Source organism: Alphaproteobacteria bacterium HT1-32 (genome assembly GCA_009649675.1).
In the GTDB taxonomy this organism is placed as follows: domain Bacteria; phylum Pseudomonadota; class Alphaproteobacteria; order Rhodospirillales; family HT1-32; genus HT1-32.
In genome coordinates, this window is record WJPL01000001.1 from 805,310 (window position 1) to 824,693 (window position 19,384).

Here is a 19,384-nt window from a genome sequence, read left to right on the forward strand (position 1 = left end):
CAGGTCCGTGCACGACAGATCAGTCCGCGACGTCTTTCTTCTTCGTCGCCTTATCGTCGCCATGGTCATGACTGTGATCATGGTCATGGTCATGATGATGGTGGTGATGACCATGATCATGATGATGATGGCCGTGATCGTGGCCGATACCCTGGACATGGTGATGATGGCCGACCTGCGGCACACCCACATCACCTTCATAGCCGATGATCTGTTCACGATATTTGCACATCGCACAGTTCATGTTGTTGTCACCGGTAAGGATTTCGCGCACCCGTTCGGCAAAGGTATCGAGCACCAGCGGGTGATCGTTCAGATAGGGAGCCTTGATGAACTCGACATCCGGATGCAACGCAGCGACTTCATCTGTCTGGTCATAGATGCGGTGGATCAGCACCCCGGTGAACAGAAAATACGGAAAGACGATAATGCGCTTAAAGCCAAGGCGTGATGCCATTTTCAATCCGGCATCAACGCGGGGATGGGCGACACCGGAATAGCAGGTTTCAGCCCAGCCGAATCCCATACCTTCCCACAGCATCCGGGTGATCTTGCAGATATTCGAGTTTGCATCGGAATCCGAAGCGCCCCGCCCGACCACCATCAGCAGGGTTTCCTCGCGGCTGACATCGCCTCCGGCTGCGGCTTCAGCTTCTTCGATGCGTTCCCGCGCGGCCCGCAACAGTTTCGGATCAATCGACAGTTCGCGACCATATTCTACTTTGATGCCGGGATTCTCGGCGGCAAAATTGTTGAGTTCCGACGGAATATCATTCTTCGCATGCCCGGCTGCCATCAGCATACCCGGCACGGCCAGAATATGCTTCACACCCCGGTCTTTCAGCTTCTCCAGACCATCACGGATAATTGGCCGGGCGAATTCCAGATAGCCGCTTTCCACTTCATAATCCGGCATCCGAACCTTGATACCTGCCGACAAGGCGTCAAATTCGGTGCAGGCCCCTGCATCCCTGCTGCCATGCCCGCAGATCATTACGCCAATCTTGTCACTCATCAGAATCCCCTTCATCTTGTTCCCTGACTATATCGTGCGCGCCGCCCGTGAAGTAAACCTTAGCCGACGATTGACGGTCTTTGACCGACGCCGGATAGTGCAAAAATGAACATTCTTCAGCTCCCTGACTCGACCCTGCATCTGGCGCCTCTGCTGCTTCTGCTGTTTGCGCTGGGGCTGGATGCAGTGTTTGGTGAAATGGGCTGGGTGTTCCGCATGATGCCACATCCGGTTGTCCTGATCGGACGCCTTATCAGTTCGCTGGAACGTCGCCTGAACCGGGAAAACAGGGGGCAGGTGGACCGCGCCATCCGGGGCTTTCTGGTTGTCGTCTTCATGGTTGGCAGTACCGCCATTATCGGCGCTGCCGTCAGCTGGGTCAGCGCCTGGCATCCTTTCGGCTGGCTGATCGAGCTGTTTCTGGTCGCCACACTGGTTGCCCAGCGATCTCTCTATGACCATGTTGCTGCTGTTGCCGGTCCCTTGTCGAAAGATGACCTGCCGGGTGCCCGGAAAGCCATTTCCCGGGTAGTTGGCCGCGACCCGAACGCACTGGACAAACATGGTGTCACCCGGGCCGGCATTGAGACCACAGCAGAGAACTTCGGCGATGGCGTGGTTGCCCCGGTATTCTGGTATCTGCTGTTCGGGTTTCCCGGCATTCTCGTCTACAAAACGGTCAACACGCTCGACAGTATGATCGGCTATCGCAATGACCGTTATCGGTCCTTCGGGTTTACGGCGGCGAAGCTGGATGACCTGCTGAACTGGGTGCCCGCCCGGTTATCCGGCCTCATCCTTGTCCTTGCTGCGATTGTGACACCGGGTGCCCATGCCGGCCCGGCCTTCCGGGTCATGCTGCGGGATGCCGGAAAACACCGCTCACCAAACGCCGGCTGGCCGGAAGGGGCAATGGCCGGGGCGCTGGATGTAGCACTGGCCGGACCCCGGCGTTACGGCAGTCAGGTGGTCGATGATGACTGGATCGGTGGCAAGGGACGGGCGCGGGCAACCGTCCGGGACCTGCGCCGGGCGCTGGTGCTTTATACCTTTGCCTGCGTCATCCATGCGGCTCTGATCGCCGGTTTATGGGCCTTCACGGAGCTCCACCGCGGATAGGCCTTCTTGACTGATCCTGTTATTTTTTAAACGATTTCAGTTGACTTCGCAGTGCAACAGGTGGTTATTGCGCCGCAGCGGCACTCCTCTCGGGTCGATTACCGATCGCAGGCCGGGATAGAACGATGTTCTTATTCTCCGGCGCGTTATCTCCGACATCATCAGGCGTTTCGTTAGGCGAGGACCAGTTTCTGTGTCCCGCCGGGAAAGCTTGCAGAGTGCTGGCGAACCGGCTGTTCCCTGTGAAGGAACGGGCGGCTAAATCAATTCACGTACGAAAGAAGTACATATATGACCGGTTTTTCAGGCCTTAATCTGGCCGAACCCATTCTCCGTGCCCTCAATACTGAAGGCTACACCGACCCTACCCCCATTCAGGCGAAAGCCATTCCCGGCCTGCTCGATGGCCGTGACCTGCTGGGCGTTGCCCAGACCGGCACCGGCAAGACAGCGGCCTTCGCCCTGCCCCTGCTGCACCGTCTGTCCGACCTCGACAAGCGCGCCAACCGTAATGAGCCGCAGGCAATCATTCTTGCACCAACCCGCGAACTGGCCGGCCAGATTGGCGACAGCATCCGCTCTTACGGTCGTCATCTTCGTCTGCGTTCTTCCGTTGTATTCGGTGGTGTTTCCATTCGCCCGCAGATCAAGGCACTGGCACAGGGCGTCCATATTCTGGTCGCTACGCCGGGTCGTCTGATGGATCTGGTCCGTCAGGGCCATGTTCGTTTCAGCAGCGTTGAAGTCTTCATCCTTGATGAAGCCGACCGCATGCTCGACATGGGCTTCATCGGTGACGTTCAGAAAATCGCTGCGGCAATCCCCGGTGGTCATCAGACCGTCCTGTTCTCGGCTACCATGCCGAAAGCGGTTCAGGGACTGGCTGACAGCCTGCTGAAGAATCCCCTGCGTGCCGAAGTTGCCCGTGAAGCAACCACCGCCGCACGGATCGAGCAGAAAGTTCTCTATGTCACGAAAGACAACAAGCGGGCATTGCTGAACAAGCTGATCGAAGATGAAGGCATCAATCGCGTGCTGATCTTCACCCGTACCAAGCATGGCGCTGACCGGGTTGCCAGGAACCTGCAGGATGCCGGTATCGAGTCCGATGCCATCCACGGCAACAAGGCCCAGAATGCCCGCCAGCGGGCGCTGAATGGTTTCCGTAACGGCAAGATCCGGGCACTGGTTGCCACCGACATCGCCGCACGCGGTATTGATGTTGATGGCGTGACCCACGTCATCAACTTCGAACTGCCGAACGATCCGGAAAGCTATGTTCACCGTATCGGTCGTACCGCCCGCGCCGGTGCTGACGGTATTGCAATCTCCTTCTGCGATCACGAGGAACGCGCTTATCTTCAGGATATCGAGCGGACCATTCGTCAGACCATCAATGTCGATATCGACCATGCATATCATGCACCGGAAATCGCCAATGACCGCAGCCCGGCAAAGCGCCCGCCTCAGGGCGGCAAGCGTTTCCAGGGCAACCGTCCGAAACGGAACGGTGGCGGTGGTGGCGGCGGTCGCCCGCGCAACAACAATGCGCCGCGCCAGTCGCGCCGCACCGGAAAGGCCGCTTAAACCTTTCGGGAAGACTTCAAAATCAGCCCGCCGGTCCAGTGACCGGCGGGCTTTTTTGTGCCTGCTTTACGGCAGGAAACATGCTCCCGGAAAGGTCTGGAATATCCCGCTCATCATTCCGGCTGTCACAAAATTGAGATGCTGGTGCACTAGAACTATCCCGGCTCGCAGTATCGGCTGCAGGCTTTTTTTCTAGTCGGAAACATGATTGCACGGCGCAGTAATCCTGCGCCTGACCCCAGAGAGGTATCACCATGACCCTATCCAAACGGACCCCGCCGTCCTGTGATCTTGAGCATTTTGACGAAGTCAGTTACCCCCGTCCGGAAATCACGGAATTTGAAAAACTTGCGGATCGTGCACTGTCACGCCGCAGCTTTCTTGGCACCGGCCTCGCCTTCGGTGCATCTGCCTTTGTCATGGGCACCGGAGCCCTGCGCCCGGCTGAAGCCGCAAGCCGGATCGGCTTTGACCAGGTTGCCGCAAACGCTCTGGACAGCATCACCCTGCCGAAAGGCTTCTCCTCGCAGATTGTCGCCAGCTGGGGGGATCCGCTCTGGTCAAAAGGCAGCGCCTTTGATGTGGCCACACGTGGCACCGGCGAAAGTCAGGAGCTTGCCTTTGGCGACAACAATGACGGCATGTCCGTCTTTTCAGACGGCAACCGCACTATCATGGTTGTGAACAATGAATATGTGAATCGCGATATTATCCATGGCAACCGCAAGGACGGCCTTCCGGAAACCCCGGACGATGTACGCAAATCCAAGGCCGGACACGGCGTCTCCGTGATGGAAATCGCTGAGAAAAACGGCAAGTGGTCGATCGTGAAAGACAGCCCGGTCAACCGCCGCATTACGGCAGACACCCCGATGGCCATCACCGGCCCCGCCGCCGGGCATGACCTGTTGAAAACTGCAGCCGATCCTTCCGGCACAAAATCGCTCGGTACATGGAACAATTGCGGCAATGGTCGCACCCCCTGGGGCACCTATCTGACTTGCGAGGAAAACTTCAACGGCTATTTTTCATCATCTGATGAGGGTTTCAAAGTTCCGGCAGAGCTACAGCGATATGGCGTTGGTCTCAGGGACTGGGGATATGCCTGGTCGATGACGGATGAACGCTTTGACATTTCAAAGAATATCAACGAACCGAACCGCGTCGGTTATATCGTTGAAATTGACCCCGCCGACCCAACCGCAACACCAAAGAAACGCACCGCACTCGGTCGCTTTAAGCATGAAAACGCTGAGGTTGTTCTCGCTGCTGACGGGCATGTTGTCGTCTATATGGGCGATGATGAACGCGGCGAATTCATGTATAAATTCATTTCCGACGGAGTCTATACCGCTGGCGGTGACAATGCGAACCTGCTGGAAGATGGCAAACTGTTTGTCGCCAGATACAGCGACAACGCCAGGGGTGAATGGGTTGAACTGACCCCTGCCGCAACCGGAATGGCTTCAAAAGCGGAAATCTGCATCCACACCCGGATCGCCGCTTCGGCTGTCGGTGCCACCACGATGGACCGGCCGGAATGGGTTGCAGCCAACCCGAACAAGGCCGAAGTTTACTGCGCGCTGACCAACAACAAGAACCGTGGCAAGAAGCCAAATGCTGGTGGTGATCTTACCCCGGCAGGCGGTCCGAACCCGCGTAGTGCAAACAATTACGGTCAGATCGTGCGTCTCCATCCTGACGGCGACGACCATATGTCAGCCTCGTTTGACTGGGACCTGTTTGTCATGGCCGGTAACCCGACCGTCCACAAAGACGCTTATGCCGGCTCAAAAAACGTCAATGCAGAGAACATGTTCAACTCACCGGACGGTATCGCATTCGACAGCAAGGGCATGCTCTGGATCCAGACCGACGGCAACTATTCCAACGCCAAAGACTTTGCCGGACAGGGCAACAATCAGATGCTGCTTGGCGACCCGGTCACCGGCGAAATCAAACGCTTCATGGTCGGACCGAAGGAATGTGAAGTCACCGGAATCACCTGGAGCCCCGACCGCAAGACCATGTTTGTCGGCATCCAGCATCCCGGTGAGAAAGGCGGCAGCCACTGGCCTGCAGGCGGCGATTCAGTTCCCCGCTCTTCTGTTATCGCCATCCGTCGTGATGACGGCGGCCTCATCGGCTAATCTCTGTCCGGTTAATCCGGGATTCTGTGTTCTCACAGAATCCCGGGAAGGCCGGTTTGTCGTGAGCTTCAGGCGCATTCTCTGACGGAGCAGGATTGCCCGGCAGAATCTATTGCTGTAATTGAATCAGATCAGTCTGAAAAGAGCTGAACAGATTACAGAGTCTCTCATGCAAATCCTCAGACAGGCAGATTACCGTTCAGTGCCTTGGCGTAATGGTGCAGGCCAGACCTCCGAAATTCTGATTTTCCCGACCGGGGCGGAAGGTGACGATATTCAGTGGCGGATATCGATGGCACCGGTCACGGAGAGCGGCCTGTTTTCAACCTTCCCTGCCATTGACCGGGTTCTGACTGTCATAGAAGGGAGCGGCATGGAACTGACAGTCGGGGGCCGCTCCCCGGTAATGCTGAGCGATGCCCCTTTTGCCTTCCCCGGCGATGCCATCTGCACATCCCGGCTGACCAACGGCCCTATCCTTGATCTGAACGTCATGACGCGACGGGGGAAATGGCAGGCCGTGGTCCGTCACGCCCAACACTTCACACCGGATGAGACCGCCAGCCATCATCTTATCTTTGCCGCACATGGCCCGGTCACCTGCCAGGTCGCGGGGGAAAGCGCAGATCTCGGCCTGCGTGACAGCCTGTGGCTTTCAGCGGCAGAGGCCCGTCACTGCACCTGCACTGGCCGGTGGCTGGATATCAGGCTGATTGCAGCCTGACGGCTATTGCTACCTCACCAGACTGAATTCCACCGGCACCACCAGGTCCAGCTTATGGTCCGGAATATCCGCCGGGACAGCCGGAAGCGGAGAGGCTTTTTTCAGCATTTTCAGGGCCGCCCTGTCCAGTCCGGGATGGCCGGAGCGTTGTGTAATCGTCGCACCCGAAACCGAGCCGTTGCGGTGAAGGGTGAAAGCAATCCGGACCACCCCCTGTTTACGCAGACGCCGTTCACGTGCCGGATATTCCTTGTGCTTTTCAAGCCAGGCCAGCAGTCGGGAAAAATAATCCTGCTGCGCGCCAACCCGTCCGCCAGACGAGGCTGACTGTGACGACCCTGATGCAGTGGACTGTCCACTGCCCGCCGCACCCGCAGACCCTGCGGCCTGAGCCGGTGCCTGAGTCGGCTTGACGACCTTCTGTTCTGCCGGCTTCTCTGGCCGGACCGGTGCGGGTGGTGTCACTGTCCGGGCAACAACCTGCTTTGGCGGTACCGGTTTTGGCTTTGGCTTCGGAGGTGGTGTCTGTGCGACAACCTTCTCGGGAACAGCCTCAACCACCGGCGGGGGCGTGACTTCCGAAACCCGCTCGACCGGCTCTGCCACCGGTTCAGTCACCTCGGCAACCTGTTCGACAACCGCTGGTTCCGGCACCTGTTCCGGTTCCGGCACTGGCTCCACCACGGCTTCCTGAACCGGATCCAGCGGCGGGTCGACAACGGGTTCCACAACCTCCTGAACAGTCTCAGCAGGGGGTTCTGCTGTCTCCACTTCTGTCGGCTTCTGTTCCTCAACCGGAGACGGTGCAACGGGTGTTCCGCCAGCAGCGCCACCCGCCGGACCGAATGACATTTCCACTCCGCCCGAACCGGTACTGACAGCCCCGGAACTCCGGTCCTTCGGGATCGCTGCCAGCAATCCGCCATGCAGCAGCAGGGCAATCAGACCGGCGAACATCCAGTGCGGGAAGCGCAGGTCCTTCATTCTGCGGCCTCAACTGTCACAAGACGTACCTTCGGTGCACCCGCCCGGCGAATATCGCTGATGATCTGTAATACCAGACCGGTCGGGGCAGCGGCATCTGCCTTGACCAGCAATTCATCATGATCACCGGAAGCCACAATACCCGACGCTGTCGATGACAGTTCGGCAAGCGGCAGCTCCTGACCGAGATAGAACAGACGACCATCACCGGCGATCAGGAATTTACCTCCATGCATCTCTGTCGGTGTCGGACTGACCGAAACCGGTGGGTCGAGCGGCACCGGGTCGCTTTGCGTCAGCTGTCCCGCAACCATGAAGAAAATCAGCAGCAGGAAGACAATATTGATCAGCGGCATGATGCTCTGCTCGCTGTCCCGCCGCACCGGTGTCCTTGAGCCGATTTTCATTGCGCGGCTTCTCGCGATGGCAGAACCCGGAGATTGCGTATCCCGGCTGTCGACAAGCGGTCGACCAGTTGTACAGAGTCCTGCAGGGGCAGATCATGATCGAAACGGACCAGCACCCGCAGTTCGGCATCATCAGCAAGCTGGTCCTGCAACTGACGGATCAGTTCCGTCTCGTCTGTATTCCGGCCCCCAAACCGCAACCCATCCGTCCGGAGTTCGACCAGCACCGACCTGCCCTCCGCAACACCGCCGCCCGGCGTTGCCATATCCATTTCAACCGAACGCCAGGTGGTGAACGAGGATGCCAGCATGAAAAAGACCAGCAGAATGAACACCACATCAATCAGCGGCGTCATGGAGATGACCTGACGTCGCAAGATTTATCTCCCCGTGCTTTGCAGCGTCATCTCCGGACGCAGGTCCGGCTTCGTCACCGGCGTTGCCGCGATGTCCGGTGCGAAGACTGTTGTGACCGCATCCTCCATATGATGCTGTGTCCGTTCCACGATCCGCTCGAACCAGTTCAGCAAAGCCACCGCCGGAATGGCAACAGCCAGCCCGACAGCCGTCGTCAGCAACGCCTCCCAGATCCCGCCGGACAGAACCGCCGGATTAACCTGACTGCCCGCTGCTTCCATCTGGCGGAAGGCCGAGATCATGCCAAGCACTGTCCCGAACAGACCCAGCAGCGGCGCCAGACTTCCGATCACTTCAAGCGGGCGCAGATAACTCCGCAGCTGCTCAATCTGGGCAGCCCCGAAACGGGCAACTTCCTCACGTACACCGGGACTGCCCCCTGCCGATGAAACCTCCCCCCGAATGGCCAGTGCCAGAGCGCGGGCTACGGGATTTCGCGAACCCTGAACACAGGCCAGCGCCTCCAGTGACTTGCCGCCACGATAGAGCCGGAGTGAACGCTCCACCGGTTTTGTCGCATGCAGACGACAGGACCAGAATTGCCACAGCTTGAGGATCGCGATGGTTGTAGCGATCAGTGACAGAACGGCGAGGATCGCCACAACCGGCCCTCCGGCAACCGCGATATCCACAATTGGCTGCGGAATCATGATGCCGGCAATTTCAGTGGTCGGCGCGACGACTTCCTGCGGGATCGTGGTTTCCATCGGATTCATGTTCTCCATATCTATTTGGTGAAGTCGACACCGGCACGCGATGCTGTTTCGGTCGCGGCGAGGCAGGTTCCGCCTGAAGGCAGACCACAGCCGCCGAGGTCATTCAGCAGCACACTGCCAACATCAGCGCAGGCCAGATCTTTCACATCGAACAGCTTCACCCGCGTCTTGGCAGGCGGCAGCGGCCCGCCCTCAACCACCAGCCGGCTGGCGATCACACCCTTCCGGTCAAAGAAAACCAGATCGGGTTTGAAACTGGGCACAGCCTGATCTCCGCCATTGCGGATGACGAAATAGACCCGGCAGGCATCAGCATTTGGTTCCAGCTTGTTCAGCTCCAGCCGGAACACCGGCTCTGCGGCGCGGGCTGACATCGAACACAGGACCGCACCGCAAAGACTGAGTGCGATCAGGGCCGCCCGGCCCGTTTCAGTGTGCCTGCTCACCGGCCCCCTCCTTCTGATCGTTGCTTTCCGGGGCTGTCATGAAAGCCGGGGACAGCAGGATTTCCTCTGCCTCCGCCGGGATTTCATTGACCCACTGAAAGGTCAGTTCTTCACGCCAGGCGAACTTGACCAGATGCCGTTCGATGATGTCCTTGATAACCGGCATCGCCTTTTCATTGTCAGCCTGACAGTGAAATCTGAGGGTTTCCGTGTCGGCCAGCATCAGACAGCGGCCCGGCGGAAACTGGACACGCGCTTCCTCGGGCGTGTAATCGACAGTTACCTTATGAGCGAAATGTTTACAGAGCTGCTGCAGATATTTGCTGGCAGAAGTGGTTTGCACATCGGCTGAAAATTTTAACATCCTGTTCCTTTCTGATTATCCCCGTCAGTTTCCCAGAGCCGCATCAGACGACACCCTGTCCGCGATGACATAGGGTGTGCCCAGCCTGCAGGTCTCAATCCGTCCTTCGACCGCATAGGTGGAATGCAGTGCCTGCTCGGTCATTGCCTCGGCCGGCAGGCCCGCCGCGACAAGGTCGCCGTCGCGAAGCAGAATGATCTGATCGCAATGTCGCATTGCCAGATTGATGTCATGCAATGCCACCAGACAGCAGGCAGTCCGCCCGCGGGTTATCGATTTAACAACGTCGAACAGACCAAGCTGCCAGCGCAGATCCAGAGCAGATGTCGGCTCATCAAGCAGCATCACCGGTGGTTCCCGGACAATGACCTGGGCCAGCCCGACCATCTGCCGCTGACCACCCGAAAGCTGATCCAGCCCCCGCATGGCAAGATGGCGAATGCCTAACCTGTCGAATGTATCTTCGGTCGCCTTTTCGGCCTCCACCCGTGACAGATCAGAGCGGACTGACCGGCAGGCACTCAGCACCGCTTCATAGGCAACCAGCGTTGTCGGCAAGGGCAGGGTCTGCGGCAGATATCCGATCATCTGCGACCGGGCACGCTGCGATTTCGTGGTGATATTCTCGTCATTCAGGATGACGGTGCCACGACAGGACGCCAGACCGGCAATTGCCTTCAGCAGCGTCGACTTTCCGGCCCCGTTCGGTCCCAGAACCGCCGTAATTGAACCCGGCATGACCGTCGGCAGTGACAGGTCACCGATCACGCGGGCCGCACCATAACTGACCTGAAGATGGCTGATATTCAGCATGGCCCTATGCCTTCCGTCGTCGTGACATCAGCAGTCCCATGAACAGGGGAATGCCAATAAGCGCGGTGACGATGCCGTCAGGAACCAGAATACCGGGAACGATGGTCTTGCTGATGATCGAGGCGCTGGAGAGGATGAACCCGCCGGCCAGCGCACAGCCCGGCAGATAGAACCGGTGATCTTCACCAAAGGCCATGCGCGCAATATGCGGGCCGATCAGCCCGATAAAGCCAATCACCCCGGTGAAGGCAATGGCCGCAGCCGTCAGCAGACTGACCCGAAACAGAACCGTGTATCGCAGCCGGTCAACGGCCATGCCATAGCTGCGGGCATATTCCTCGCCACCCCGCAGCGCCGTCATCTGCCAGACCTGAAAGATCGAAAACGGCAGGCAGACAGCCAGCACGGTGCCGACAATGCCAATTTTTTCCCAGGTTGCCCGGGCCAGCGACCCCATGGTCCAGAACACGATCTGCTGCAGGCTGTCTGAGTCAGCCACGAACTGGATCAGTGAGATCAGCGCATCCAGCGCAAACACCATGGCGATCCCGAACAACACCACCGTATCCAGCGCAGAACCGAACATCCGCGACAGACCGAGGATGCAGAAAATTGCCAGCATCGCACCGATGAAGGCACAGAACGGAATAACATAAGCTTCCGGCACAACGCCGGATCCCAGCGAAAAGACAATCGCCAGCGACCCGCCAAGTGCCGCCGCATGCATGACCCCAAGCGTGGACGGACTGGCCAGCGGGTTGTTCAGCACAGTCTGCATTTCACCGCCTGCCAGACCAAGGCAGGCACCAACGACCACCGCCAGAATGGCAAATGGCAGGCGAACCTCCCAGATGATCACCTGCGTCGTCCGGTCAAGCGACGACGGATCGAGAATACCGGTAATCACGGTCATCATGTCGAGGCCGGCCGACCCGGTCATCACGTTGATTATGACGCTGGCCGCAAGCATGGCCAGAAACAGACCCAGCCAGAGCAGCCGCCGGAAAACGAAACGATTATATTCCGTCGCCAGCGAAGCCCGGTCTGCGGATTGCGCCGGAAGATCTGCCTGCAATGTGGTCAGACCCGGTTTCACTGCGGCAGACCCGTCCAGTAAACACCATCAACCGGAAACGGCTGGAACCGCTCGAAGAAAGTTTCCAGCGTGGTCCGGGGATCAAGCCCGGCAAATTCCTCCGGATGGAACCATTTTGCCAGTGCCTGCACAGCAACAACGCTCATCGGAGTATTGTAGAAATGGTGCCACAGGCCATAGGCACGACCTTCCCTGACCGCCGTCAGGTCCGACACACCCTGCCTGTGGGTTGAGGTCTCAAGTGATGCCGCGCCGATTTCCGGCGAAACTTTTGCACCGAGCACAATCCGCTTCCCGGTTTCTTCAGTGACCGGGACATTACCGATCGCCGTACCGACATAAATATCCGGCTGATTGACCAGCAGGTCTTCAACGCTGATCGTACCGACAGCACCGGGGATACGGTCACCGAATATATTGTGACCACCGGCAAAATCGATAAACCGGCCCATCACCGCATTGCCGAAAGCATTGCAGCAGGCGTCGCGCAGACCGACATGGCTTTCCATGAACACGTCCGGACGCGTAGTCACGGTCCGCAGAACCGATTCTACCCGTTCAAGTTCATGCCTGTAGAAATCGAGGAACTCCTTCGCCTCACGTTCCCGGCCCAGCACCTTGCCCAGAAGTTCCAGGCTTTTCGGTGTATTGATCAGCGGCTCCATCCGGAAATCGATCACAATTGTCGGCACACCGGCGGCTTCAAGCTGGGCCAGAATTTCGACGCTTTTGGCACCCGGCCCATGGCCGCTCGACATACCAAAAATCGCGAGATCAGGTTTGACGGCAATCGCACTTTCAACACTGAAAGAGCTGGAACCGCTTTTGCCGAGCAATGGAATTTCCGCAATCATCGGAAACTTTTCGACATACTGGCGGTAGGTTGACGGGTCGAGCTGTTCGAACTCTCCCATCATGCCGACCACGCGGGCCGCCGGATTGCCACGTTCCAGAATTGCCAGACTTGGCAGAAATCGCCCCTCGCCCAGAATGATGCGGCTGACCGGCCCGTTCACCGTGACTGTGCGACCGGCAATATCTGTAACCGTAAACGGTTCGGCAGAGGCCGGGCAGAGCGGTGCCAGCACCAACAATGCGACTGCGAGTAACCTGAACTTCATCGACTTGTTTCCAAATTTGTCATGCGTTTCAACTGTCCGTTCCGGCACGGAAACAGGCAGCCCCGAAAGACTGCCTGTACCGCCCCGAAGATGAGCGCCATGTCCCCTGTCAATGGCTGCTCCCCCTCATCTGTTTGTTCCGGCCTAGAATTTTGCCTTGGCCGTAACCAGAAATGTCCGGCCCGGTTCAAGATAGGGATTGGTCACCGTATTATCCTGACCGGTCGTCGCCCGGTCGGAATAGGCCTGATCAAAGATGTTCTTGGCGTCGAAACGCAGGCTCACATACTCGGCAAATGTCGGCGTCCACTCGCTGTACAGATTGAACACCACATATCCGGGCATCGGAGCCTCTGCGACATCATCGTTTCGCAGGACAAATTCGGATGAAGCACCGGTTGTGAGACCAATGTTGTCCCAGCTGTAGCCGCCTTCGAGCGAGAACATGTCGCCGATCTGCTGGCCATAGAAAGCAGCCGTGGTCGATGACGGCGGCACCCCGTCGAGGCGAACAATGGTGTGCGACCAGTTACCGCGCACAAACGCCTGATCAAAGTCATAGCCCGCATTTACCGTAAATCCGCGGGTCATCAGGTCATAAGCCACCGTCCGGTTAGCGTTCGACAGATCCTGATCGTCCTTGATCTCGTTGTAGAACAGCCCGACGGACCCTTTGAAGCCTTCATATTCAGCATTCAGACCAGTCTTGAAATTGTAAGACCGTGACGGCTGCAGGCCACCATATGTCCAGATACCGGAGAAGTTGTAGATTGCGGATTCACCCAGCGGGATACCCCCGAATGTTGTCCCCGTTCCGGCATAGGCGGTAAGCCAGTTCTGAACGTCATACTCCGCATTGACGTTGCCGCTGAAACCGTAATTAAACAGCTCGGACTTGTCCGTACCGGTGAACCACTGGTTATCAACACGGCCGCCAAGCGACAGGCGGAATTCATCTGTCACCGGCACACGCGCCTGCGCAAAGACACCGATATTGGTCGCCTCTTCACTGGAGGTTCCCGGCGTATTTGCGGCACCCGGCTTACCTTCATAGGTGCCAACTGCCTCATCATTATAAAAATCGATACCCGTCGTTACCGCAGCCACGTCAGTCGTAAAGGTGTTCGCCACCTTGCCGTTGTATGAGGTCACGTCGCCACCGAGGTCGCTGGTGACACCACCGGCAAACACGTCGAAAGAGGTGATCTGGTTTTTGTTGTAGCTGAGTTCGACCTCCGGATTGAACATATCCGTCGGCTCTTCCGTCCGATAGGACACCGCTACCGAACTCTGATAGAACTCCGTCCGGTTCAGCCGGCCGCCAAGGCCGTTGTTCAGGCTGGCAAAGTTCGGACGCGCAGGGCGAATGCCCACATCCTCAAGATAGCTTGCGGATACCTCAACCCGGTGGCCGCCACTGCCATTGGCAGCAAACTTTGCCATGCCGCTGGTCAGTTCCGGCGCTGAACCAGGCTGATCGTTGCCGTTACCTGCCGTGTAATTGTTACCCCCGGCATTGGTCGCATAACCCAGAACTTCATATCCGGAATGCTGTGCTGCAACCAGACCGCTTTCCGTAAAGCCACGGGTATTGGTGTTATAGGACAGCTTGGCAAAGCCACCGAATATCTCGCCATCGCGGACAATGTCACGTGCGTCCTTGGTCTCATACTGCAACGACCCGCCAAGTGCAGACGGACCGGCATCAGCAGGCGCTACGCCCGGCTCCAGACGAACCGCCTTCAGCAGGCCCGGATCGATAACCGCCGTCCCCAGATGATGCCAGGTCGCGCTAACCTGCCGCGTACCATCCACCTGAACGTTCAGGTTCGTATCTTCCATCCCCTGTACATAGACTTTCTGGGTTACTGCCGTGCTGCCACCGACAGTGACGCCCGGCTGGTTGCGGAAGACATCCTTGATATCCGCCGGGTTACGGCGGTCCAGCGTCTCCGCGTCAATCTTCACCCCGCCCGGTGCGACTTCTTCCTCTGCCGAGGTTTCAACCTTCACCGGCTTCAGCACTGTGGCGCTTTGAGCAAGGACCGCTGTTGGCGCGAACAGCGCCCCGGCGCCGATCATCAGCGCCGTGCGCAGGGTGAGGGAATGATGCCGGTTCATGTGCGGCAGACCGCGCGGATTATCCCGCGTCGTCGGGTTGTTCATGGCTGTACCTTCAAGATGATGCTTGAGCAATTAAGAATAATTCTTAATATCAAGGTAACGGTTGCCGTGCCAGAACGACGGCGTTTGCCAAACAATCAAAGTTCTTTGCAAAAACGTCAGCCTTGCTGACTCAACCCAGAGACCAAACAGATGACATCAATCCGCCAGAACCTCACCTACAAGGCCAGAACCGAGAGTTTCAGCGAAACGGATATCAATGGCTGCGTCTATGGTGACGACCTCCTCCGGCTGGCGCTCCGCACCGGCAAGGAATTCAAAATTGCCAATCCGCACCTGAACTCGGAATCACCCCTTATCAAGGGTCGCTTTCATAACTTCCGCTGTCATTCCGGACTGGCCGTCCATGCAACCGACACTGTTTCCCTGCATGACCTCGCGACGGGTTCGATCCTGCAACCACGGCTGTCCGTAGCTGTCATTCTGGAAGGCACAGTCGATCTGGAACTTGGCAGTAAACACGTCACCCTTGGTAATGATGACGGACCGGCGGGCCATCTCTGGATGCTGACCCGGAAAGAGCATTTCAGGCGGACTTCCAGAAAGGGCGCCCGGCTGCGGAAAGTTATCGTAACCCTGCCACCAAGCTGGCTGACCGCAGAGATGGATGGCGGAAAAGCCGAAGAATCCGGCCTTCAGTCTTTCTTCAGCCAGCATCTGGCTTTGCGGTCATGGACGCCATCCGAACATATTCTGAAACTTGCCGAACAGGTGATTGCCCTGCAATCCGGCAGCCGCCTGATGCGTTGTATGGCCGCAGAAAGCAAAGCCATCGAAATTGTCATGGCTGCGCTGGACGAGATATCCGCCGTACCAACGACGGCCAGCGAGCCGGCAATCGCCAACGACCATCTTCCGCCACAAACGCGCGCACGGGCTGAACGTATCCGCGCTTACCTGCTGCGGTCACTGGACCGGCAGTTTGGTCTGGATGACCTGGCCTCCGAACTCGGCCTCAGCGTTGCCTCCATGCAACGGGCATTCAAAGCCGCCTATGGGTGTCCGATTTCAGAATTCCTCCGCGAACACCGCCTGCTCCGTGCCCGCGATGCACTTCAGCAGGAAGGCGTCAGCGTCAGCGAAGCCGCCTATCGTGCGGGCTATAATAACCCCGCCAACTTCGCCACAGCTTTCCGGAAACGCTTCTCCATACCGCCGTCGAGCATTCGGGGTTAACCGTCAGATACCGCAGGTTCAGTTCGTGGTGGGTTTGTTTTTCAGGTTCATGGCGAACATCAGCAGAATCGTGACCGCCAGAATGATCGCACTGTAAGGGCGGTAGAAAATCTCCAGGAAACTGCCATCTGTCATGATCAGGCTCTGGCGCAGGCTTTCCTCGACCAGCGGTCCGAGGACCAGGCCGATAGCGAGTGCCGACAGCGGAAAATTGTTCATCCGCATGGCGCAGCCGACAATGCCCGCAATCAGGCAGGTCAGCACTTCAAACGCACTGCCCGACAGGGAGTAGGTCCCCACAAAGGCGAAAACTGTTATTGCGCCCAGCAGAAGTTCCTTCGGAATCTTGAGAATTCTGGTGAATATCGGGGTCATGAAGCCACCGACAACGGCCATCACGATATTGATGAAGAAGAATATCCAGTAGACGCTGTAGACGAATCCCGGATCATCCGTGAACAGGAAAGGCCCCGGCTGCACCCCCTTGATGATCAGCAGCGACACGATCAGGGCGGTCACAGCATCCCCCGGAATGCCAAGCGCCAAACTTGGCACCAGCGCACCACCGGTCACCGCATTGTTGGAGGTTTCTGACGCCACGATGCCTTCCGGCTCGCCCTCCCCGAATTTCTCGCGGAATGTGCCGGTACGCTTGGCTTCAAGATAACTGACAAAGGAAGCCGCTGTTGCACCGGTGCCCGGCAGAATACCGATAAACGTCCCGATAAAGGCCGACTTCACCAGTGTCTTCAGCCGCGCCCGAACAGCCCCCAGACCGGGTAGCCGGAAGGCCAGACCGCTGGTCGGATACTCAACCGGCTTGTTGCCGGACAGAACCTGCACAAACACTTCTGACAGCGCAAAGATGCCGATCAGAACCGCGACCCTGTTCACCCCCGCCGAAAGCTCCAGCACATCATATTCAAAGCGCAGATCACCGGTAATCGGGTCACTGCCGACAACAGCAACAAACAGGCCGATAATCCCGGCGATGAAGCCCTTTATCATGCTGCCGCGCGACACAGCGGCGACACAGACCATCGCCATCAGTGTCAGGGCAAAGAATTCCGGGGGGCCGAGACGCAGCGAAAAATAGGCCAGCGGGCTGGCAATGCTCATCAGCACAAAAGCCGAAAAGGTGCCGCCAAACAAGGAAGCCAGCGTCGCCCAGCCAATCGCAAGGCCCGCCTGCCCCTTGCGGGACATCGGGTATCCGTCGATCGAGGTCGCTGCCGACTGTGGTGTACCCGGTATGTTGATCAAAATCGCCGAGATGGAACCGCCATAGACAGACCCCGCATAAACACCGAGCAGCAGCGCCATGCTGGGCAGCGTATCCATACCAAAGGTGAACGGCAGGACAATCGACAGGCCAAGTATCGACCCCAGGCCGGGAACAGCCCCGACGACAACGCCAAGAATGGTTCCGCCAAACATTGAGACGAGAACATCGAATGCCAGAATCTGGGAAAGCGCATCAATCATGGCTGGCTCAGTCTAGGGGAGAGGGACATCAAGCAGGTTTTCAAACACCAGACTGACGGCGACCGGAAAACAGAGGCTCATGCCCAGCAGGTAAGGGTAATTTCGGTAGCCGAGCAGAAAGCCGAGCAGGGCACAGTATGAAATTGCCAGCACCAGAAAGGGCAGGTACGGGAAAAGGACGGCGAAGGCTATGGTCAGCGCCATCGTGACAAGGAAAGGCGCCGTCTTTTCGACCGCCACTGGCTGAACCTTGCCACCCCCGGACAGCAATGTTTCCGCGACCATCCCGAGCGACAGGGCGGCCAGCAGGAACAGCAGGATCTGCGGATAAAAATACACATCACCGGAAAGACCCGGCCCGGAAATCTGGAAGGTTTCCGACTGCGTTTCCATGAAGAAAAAAGCGCTGATACCAAGGAGCACTAACGCGTAAATGATATCATGCGCCGTTTTCTTCATGTCCTGTCCTCATCTCCTGCCGGTCACCGGAAGTTACTTCTTTGTCATGCCGGCCTTCTCAAGAAGGCCCTTGTATTTATCCGACTCCTTGCGGGCAAACTCAGCCGTTTCGGTCTGTCCCTTGAAGAGCTGAGGCACCTTGGTCTTGTCCAGCAGTGCTTCGTAAGCCGGAGAGAAGACAGCCTTTTCACAGGCTTCCTCAAACTTGGCGAGATCGGCTTTCGGTGTCCCCTTCGGGGCAAACAGCGAACCCCAGATAACATGGGCCACATCGTAGCCAAGTTCCTTTATCGTCGGAACATCTTTCAGCTCATCAAGACGCGCCTCGGAAAATACGGCCAGTGGTTTGATCGGGTTCGAGGCCACCGGGACGATCTGAATCGGCACCATATCTATATGACCGCCGAGAAGGTTCCGGACATTGCCCATATCACCACCCTTGGCCGGCAGGTGAGTCCATTCGACACCGGCGCGCAGGCCCAGTTCAACCATCGCCAGATGCGGCAATGAACCCGGACCCGGTGAGCCATATTTCAGCTTCCCCGGATTCGCCTTAGCGAACTCGACGATATCCGCGATGTTATTGAATTTTGACTCCTCACCAACAACCAGCGCCATCGGGCTGGCAAAGGGCTCGCAGATATAATCAAAAGAATCGACATCATAGCTCAGCTTACGCAGATGCGGCTGCATCGTGTAAGGTGCCAGCGCAGAGAAACCCAGTGTCTTGCCGTCCGGCTTTGCCTTTGCCACCAGTGCAGTACCCAGCGTCCCTGCTGCGCCACTCTTGTTCACGATAACAATTTCACGGCCCAGCGTTTCCCGCATCGATGCGGCGAGGGTTCGCGCATATGTATCGGATGACCCACCGGCCCCCCAGGGCACGATAAAGGTAACGGGGTCACTGGCTAAAGCTTTTGATCCGGCGCTCCCCCCGAGAACAGTTGCGGCCATCATTACCGTAGCCGCTAACCCGTAAATTCTTGAAGCATTCATCGAATTTCTCCACCGTTTGGTTTGACTGACAATAGTCTTTCACCAACCCCCTCCCCTGTTCGGTCGCACACTTAAACCGGGATAGGAAAGACCGGACGGTTGTTGATATAATATCAACTCCGTAT

At 57.8% G+C, this 19,384-nt stretch carries 19 protein-coding genes; 5 read left to right on the top strand and 14 right to left on the bottom strand.

Annotated features, from left to right (window positions below):
• Window positions 1–19: 19 nt before the first annotated feature.
• Window positions 20–1,015, bottom strand: coding sequence for a sirohydrochlorin chelatase (locus GH722_03835; GenBank protein ID MRG70887.1), 996 nt, complete (start codon window positions 1,013–1,015; stop codon window positions 20–22).
• Window positions 1,016–1,120: 105 nt separating this feature from the next.
• Between GH722_03835 and cobD the strand changes: the two genes are divergently transcribed.
• The 4 genes from cobD to GH722_03855 all read left to right on the top strand — a co-directional run bounded on the left by cobD (window position 1,121) and on the right by GH722_03855 (window position 6,595).
• Window positions 1,121–2,134, top strand: coding sequence for a cobalamin biosynthesis protein CobD (cobD, locus tag GH722_03840; protein ID MRG70888.1), 1,014 nt, complete (start codon window positions 1,121–1,123; stop codon window positions 2,132–2,134).
• A 291-nt stretch (window positions 2,135–2,425) separates the two neighbouring features.
• The gene (locus tag GH722_03845) at window positions 2,426–3,721 is read left to right on the top strand and encodes a DEAD/DEAH box helicase (GenBank protein ID MRG70889.1); all 1,296 of its coding nucleotides are present in this window, start codon (window positions 2,426–2,428) and stop codon (window positions 3,719–3,721) included.
• A gap of 254 nt (window positions 3,722–3,975) precedes the next feature.
• Window positions 3,976–5,871, top strand: a complete 1,896-nt coding sequence (locus tag GH722_03850; GenBank protein MRG70890.1) for a DUF839 domain-containing protein — start codon at window positions 3,976–3,978, stop codon at window positions 5,869–5,871.
• A 169-nt stretch (window positions 5,872–6,040) separates the two neighbouring features.
• Window positions 6,041–6,595, top strand: a complete 555-nt coding sequence (locus tag GH722_03855) for a HutD family protein (GenBank protein MRG70891.1) — start codon at window positions 6,041–6,043, stop codon at window positions 6,593–6,595.
• A 9-nt stretch (window positions 6,596–6,604) separates the two neighbouring features.
• Here the strand turns inward: GH722_03855 and GH722_03860 are convergent, their stop codons facing one another.
• From GH722_03860 to GH722_03905, 10 genes are all read right to left on the bottom strand, one after another.
• Window positions 6,605–7,579 (bottom strand): TonB family protein, encoded by a 975-nt coding sequence (locus tag GH722_03860; protein MRG70892.1) that lies wholly within the window; start codon window positions 7,577–7,579, stop codon window positions 6,605–6,607.
• Window positions 7,576–7,986, bottom strand: coding sequence for a biopolymer transporter ExbD (locus tag GH722_03865; GenBank protein MRG70893.1), 411 nt, complete (start codon window positions 7,984–7,986; stop codon window positions 7,576–7,578). Before GH722_03865 ends, GH722_03860 begins: the two co-directional genes overlap by 4 nt.
• The gene (locus GH722_03870) at window positions 7,983–8,342 is read right to left on the bottom strand and encodes a biopolymer transporter ExbD (GenBank protein ID MRG70894.1); all 360 of its coding nucleotides are present in this window, start codon (window positions 8,340–8,342) and stop codon (window positions 7,983–7,985) included. The genes GH722_03865 and GH722_03870 overlap by 4 nt, the downstream gene beginning before the upstream one ends.
• A gap of 24 nt (window positions 8,343–8,366) precedes the next feature.
• Complete coding sequence (locus GH722_03875) at window positions 8,367–9,110, bottom strand: MotA/TolQ/ExbB proton channel family protein (GenBank protein ID MRG70895.1); 744 nt, start codon at window positions 9,108–9,110, stop codon at window positions 8,367–8,369.
• A 20-nt stretch (window positions 9,111–9,130) separates the two neighbouring features.
• Window positions 9,131–9,565: a hypothetical protein gene (locus tag GH722_03880; protein MRG70896.1), complete on the bottom strand. Its 435-nt coding sequence runs from the start codon at window positions 9,563–9,565 to the stop codon at window positions 9,131–9,133.
• The gene (locus tag GH722_03885; GenBank protein ID MRG70897.1) at window positions 9,549–9,929 is read right to left on the bottom strand and encodes a DUF2218 domain-containing protein; all 381 of its coding nucleotides are present in this window, start codon (window positions 9,927–9,929) and stop codon (window positions 9,549–9,551) included. Before GH722_03885 ends, GH722_03880 begins: the two co-directional genes overlap by 17 nt.
• A gap of 24 nt (window positions 9,930–9,953) precedes the next feature.
• The gene (locus GH722_03890; protein ID MRG70898.1) at window positions 9,954–10,742 is read right to left on the bottom strand and encodes an ATP-binding cassette domain-containing protein; all 789 of its coding nucleotides are present in this window, start codon (window positions 10,740–10,742) and stop codon (window positions 9,954–9,956) included.
• A gap of 4 nt (window positions 10,743–10,746) precedes the next feature.
• Window positions 10,747–11,712, bottom strand: a complete 966-nt coding sequence (locus tag GH722_03895) for an iron chelate uptake ABC transporter family permease subunit (protein MRG70899.1) — start codon at window positions 11,710–11,712, stop codon at window positions 10,747–10,749.
• A gap of 122 nt (window positions 11,713–11,834) precedes the next feature.
• Window positions 11,835–12,959, bottom strand: coding sequence for an ABC transporter substrate-binding protein (locus GH722_03900; GenBank protein ID MRG70900.1), 1,125 nt, complete (start codon window positions 12,957–12,959; stop codon window positions 11,835–11,837).
• A 144-nt stretch (window positions 12,960–13,103) separates the two neighbouring features.
• Window positions 13,104–15,125 carry a TonB-dependent receptor plug domain-containing protein gene (locus GH722_03905; protein ID MRG70901.1) on the bottom strand — a complete coding sequence of 674 codons (2,022 nt, stop codon included), beginning with the start codon at window positions 15,123–15,125 and terminating at the stop codon, window positions 13,104–13,106.
• 150 nt (window positions 15,126–15,275) lie between these two features.
• Between GH722_03905 and GH722_03910 the strand changes: the two genes are divergently transcribed.
• The gene (locus GH722_03910; protein ID MRG70902.1) at window positions 15,276–16,319 is read left to right on the top strand and encodes a helix-turn-helix domain-containing protein; all 1,044 of its coding nucleotides are present in this window, start codon (window positions 15,276–15,278) and stop codon (window positions 16,317–16,319) included.
• Between the two features lie 18 nt (window positions 16,320–16,337).
• Here the strand turns inward: GH722_03910 and GH722_03915 are convergent, their stop codons facing one another.
• From GH722_03915 to GH722_03925, 3 genes are read right to left on the bottom strand one after another with little or no spacing between them, the layout of a single operon-like run.
• The gene (locus tag GH722_03915; protein ID MRG70903.1) at window positions 16,338–17,804 is read right to left on the bottom strand and encodes a hypothetical protein; all 1,467 of its coding nucleotides are present in this window, start codon (window positions 17,802–17,804) and stop codon (window positions 16,338–16,340) included.
• A gap of 12 nt (window positions 17,805–17,816) precedes the next feature.
• Complete coding sequence (locus GH722_03920; protein MRG70904.1) at window positions 17,817–18,263, bottom strand: hypothetical protein; 447 nt, start codon at window positions 18,261–18,263, stop codon at window positions 17,817–17,819.
• A gap of 33 nt (window positions 18,264–18,296) precedes the next feature.
• Window positions 18,297–19,259 carry a tripartite tricarboxylate transporter substrate binding protein gene (locus GH722_03925; GenBank protein MRG70905.1) on the bottom strand — a complete coding sequence of 321 codons (963 nt, stop codon included), beginning with the start codon at window positions 19,257–19,259 and terminating at the stop codon, window positions 18,297–18,299.
• Window positions 19,260–19,384 lie beyond the last annotated feature (125 nt).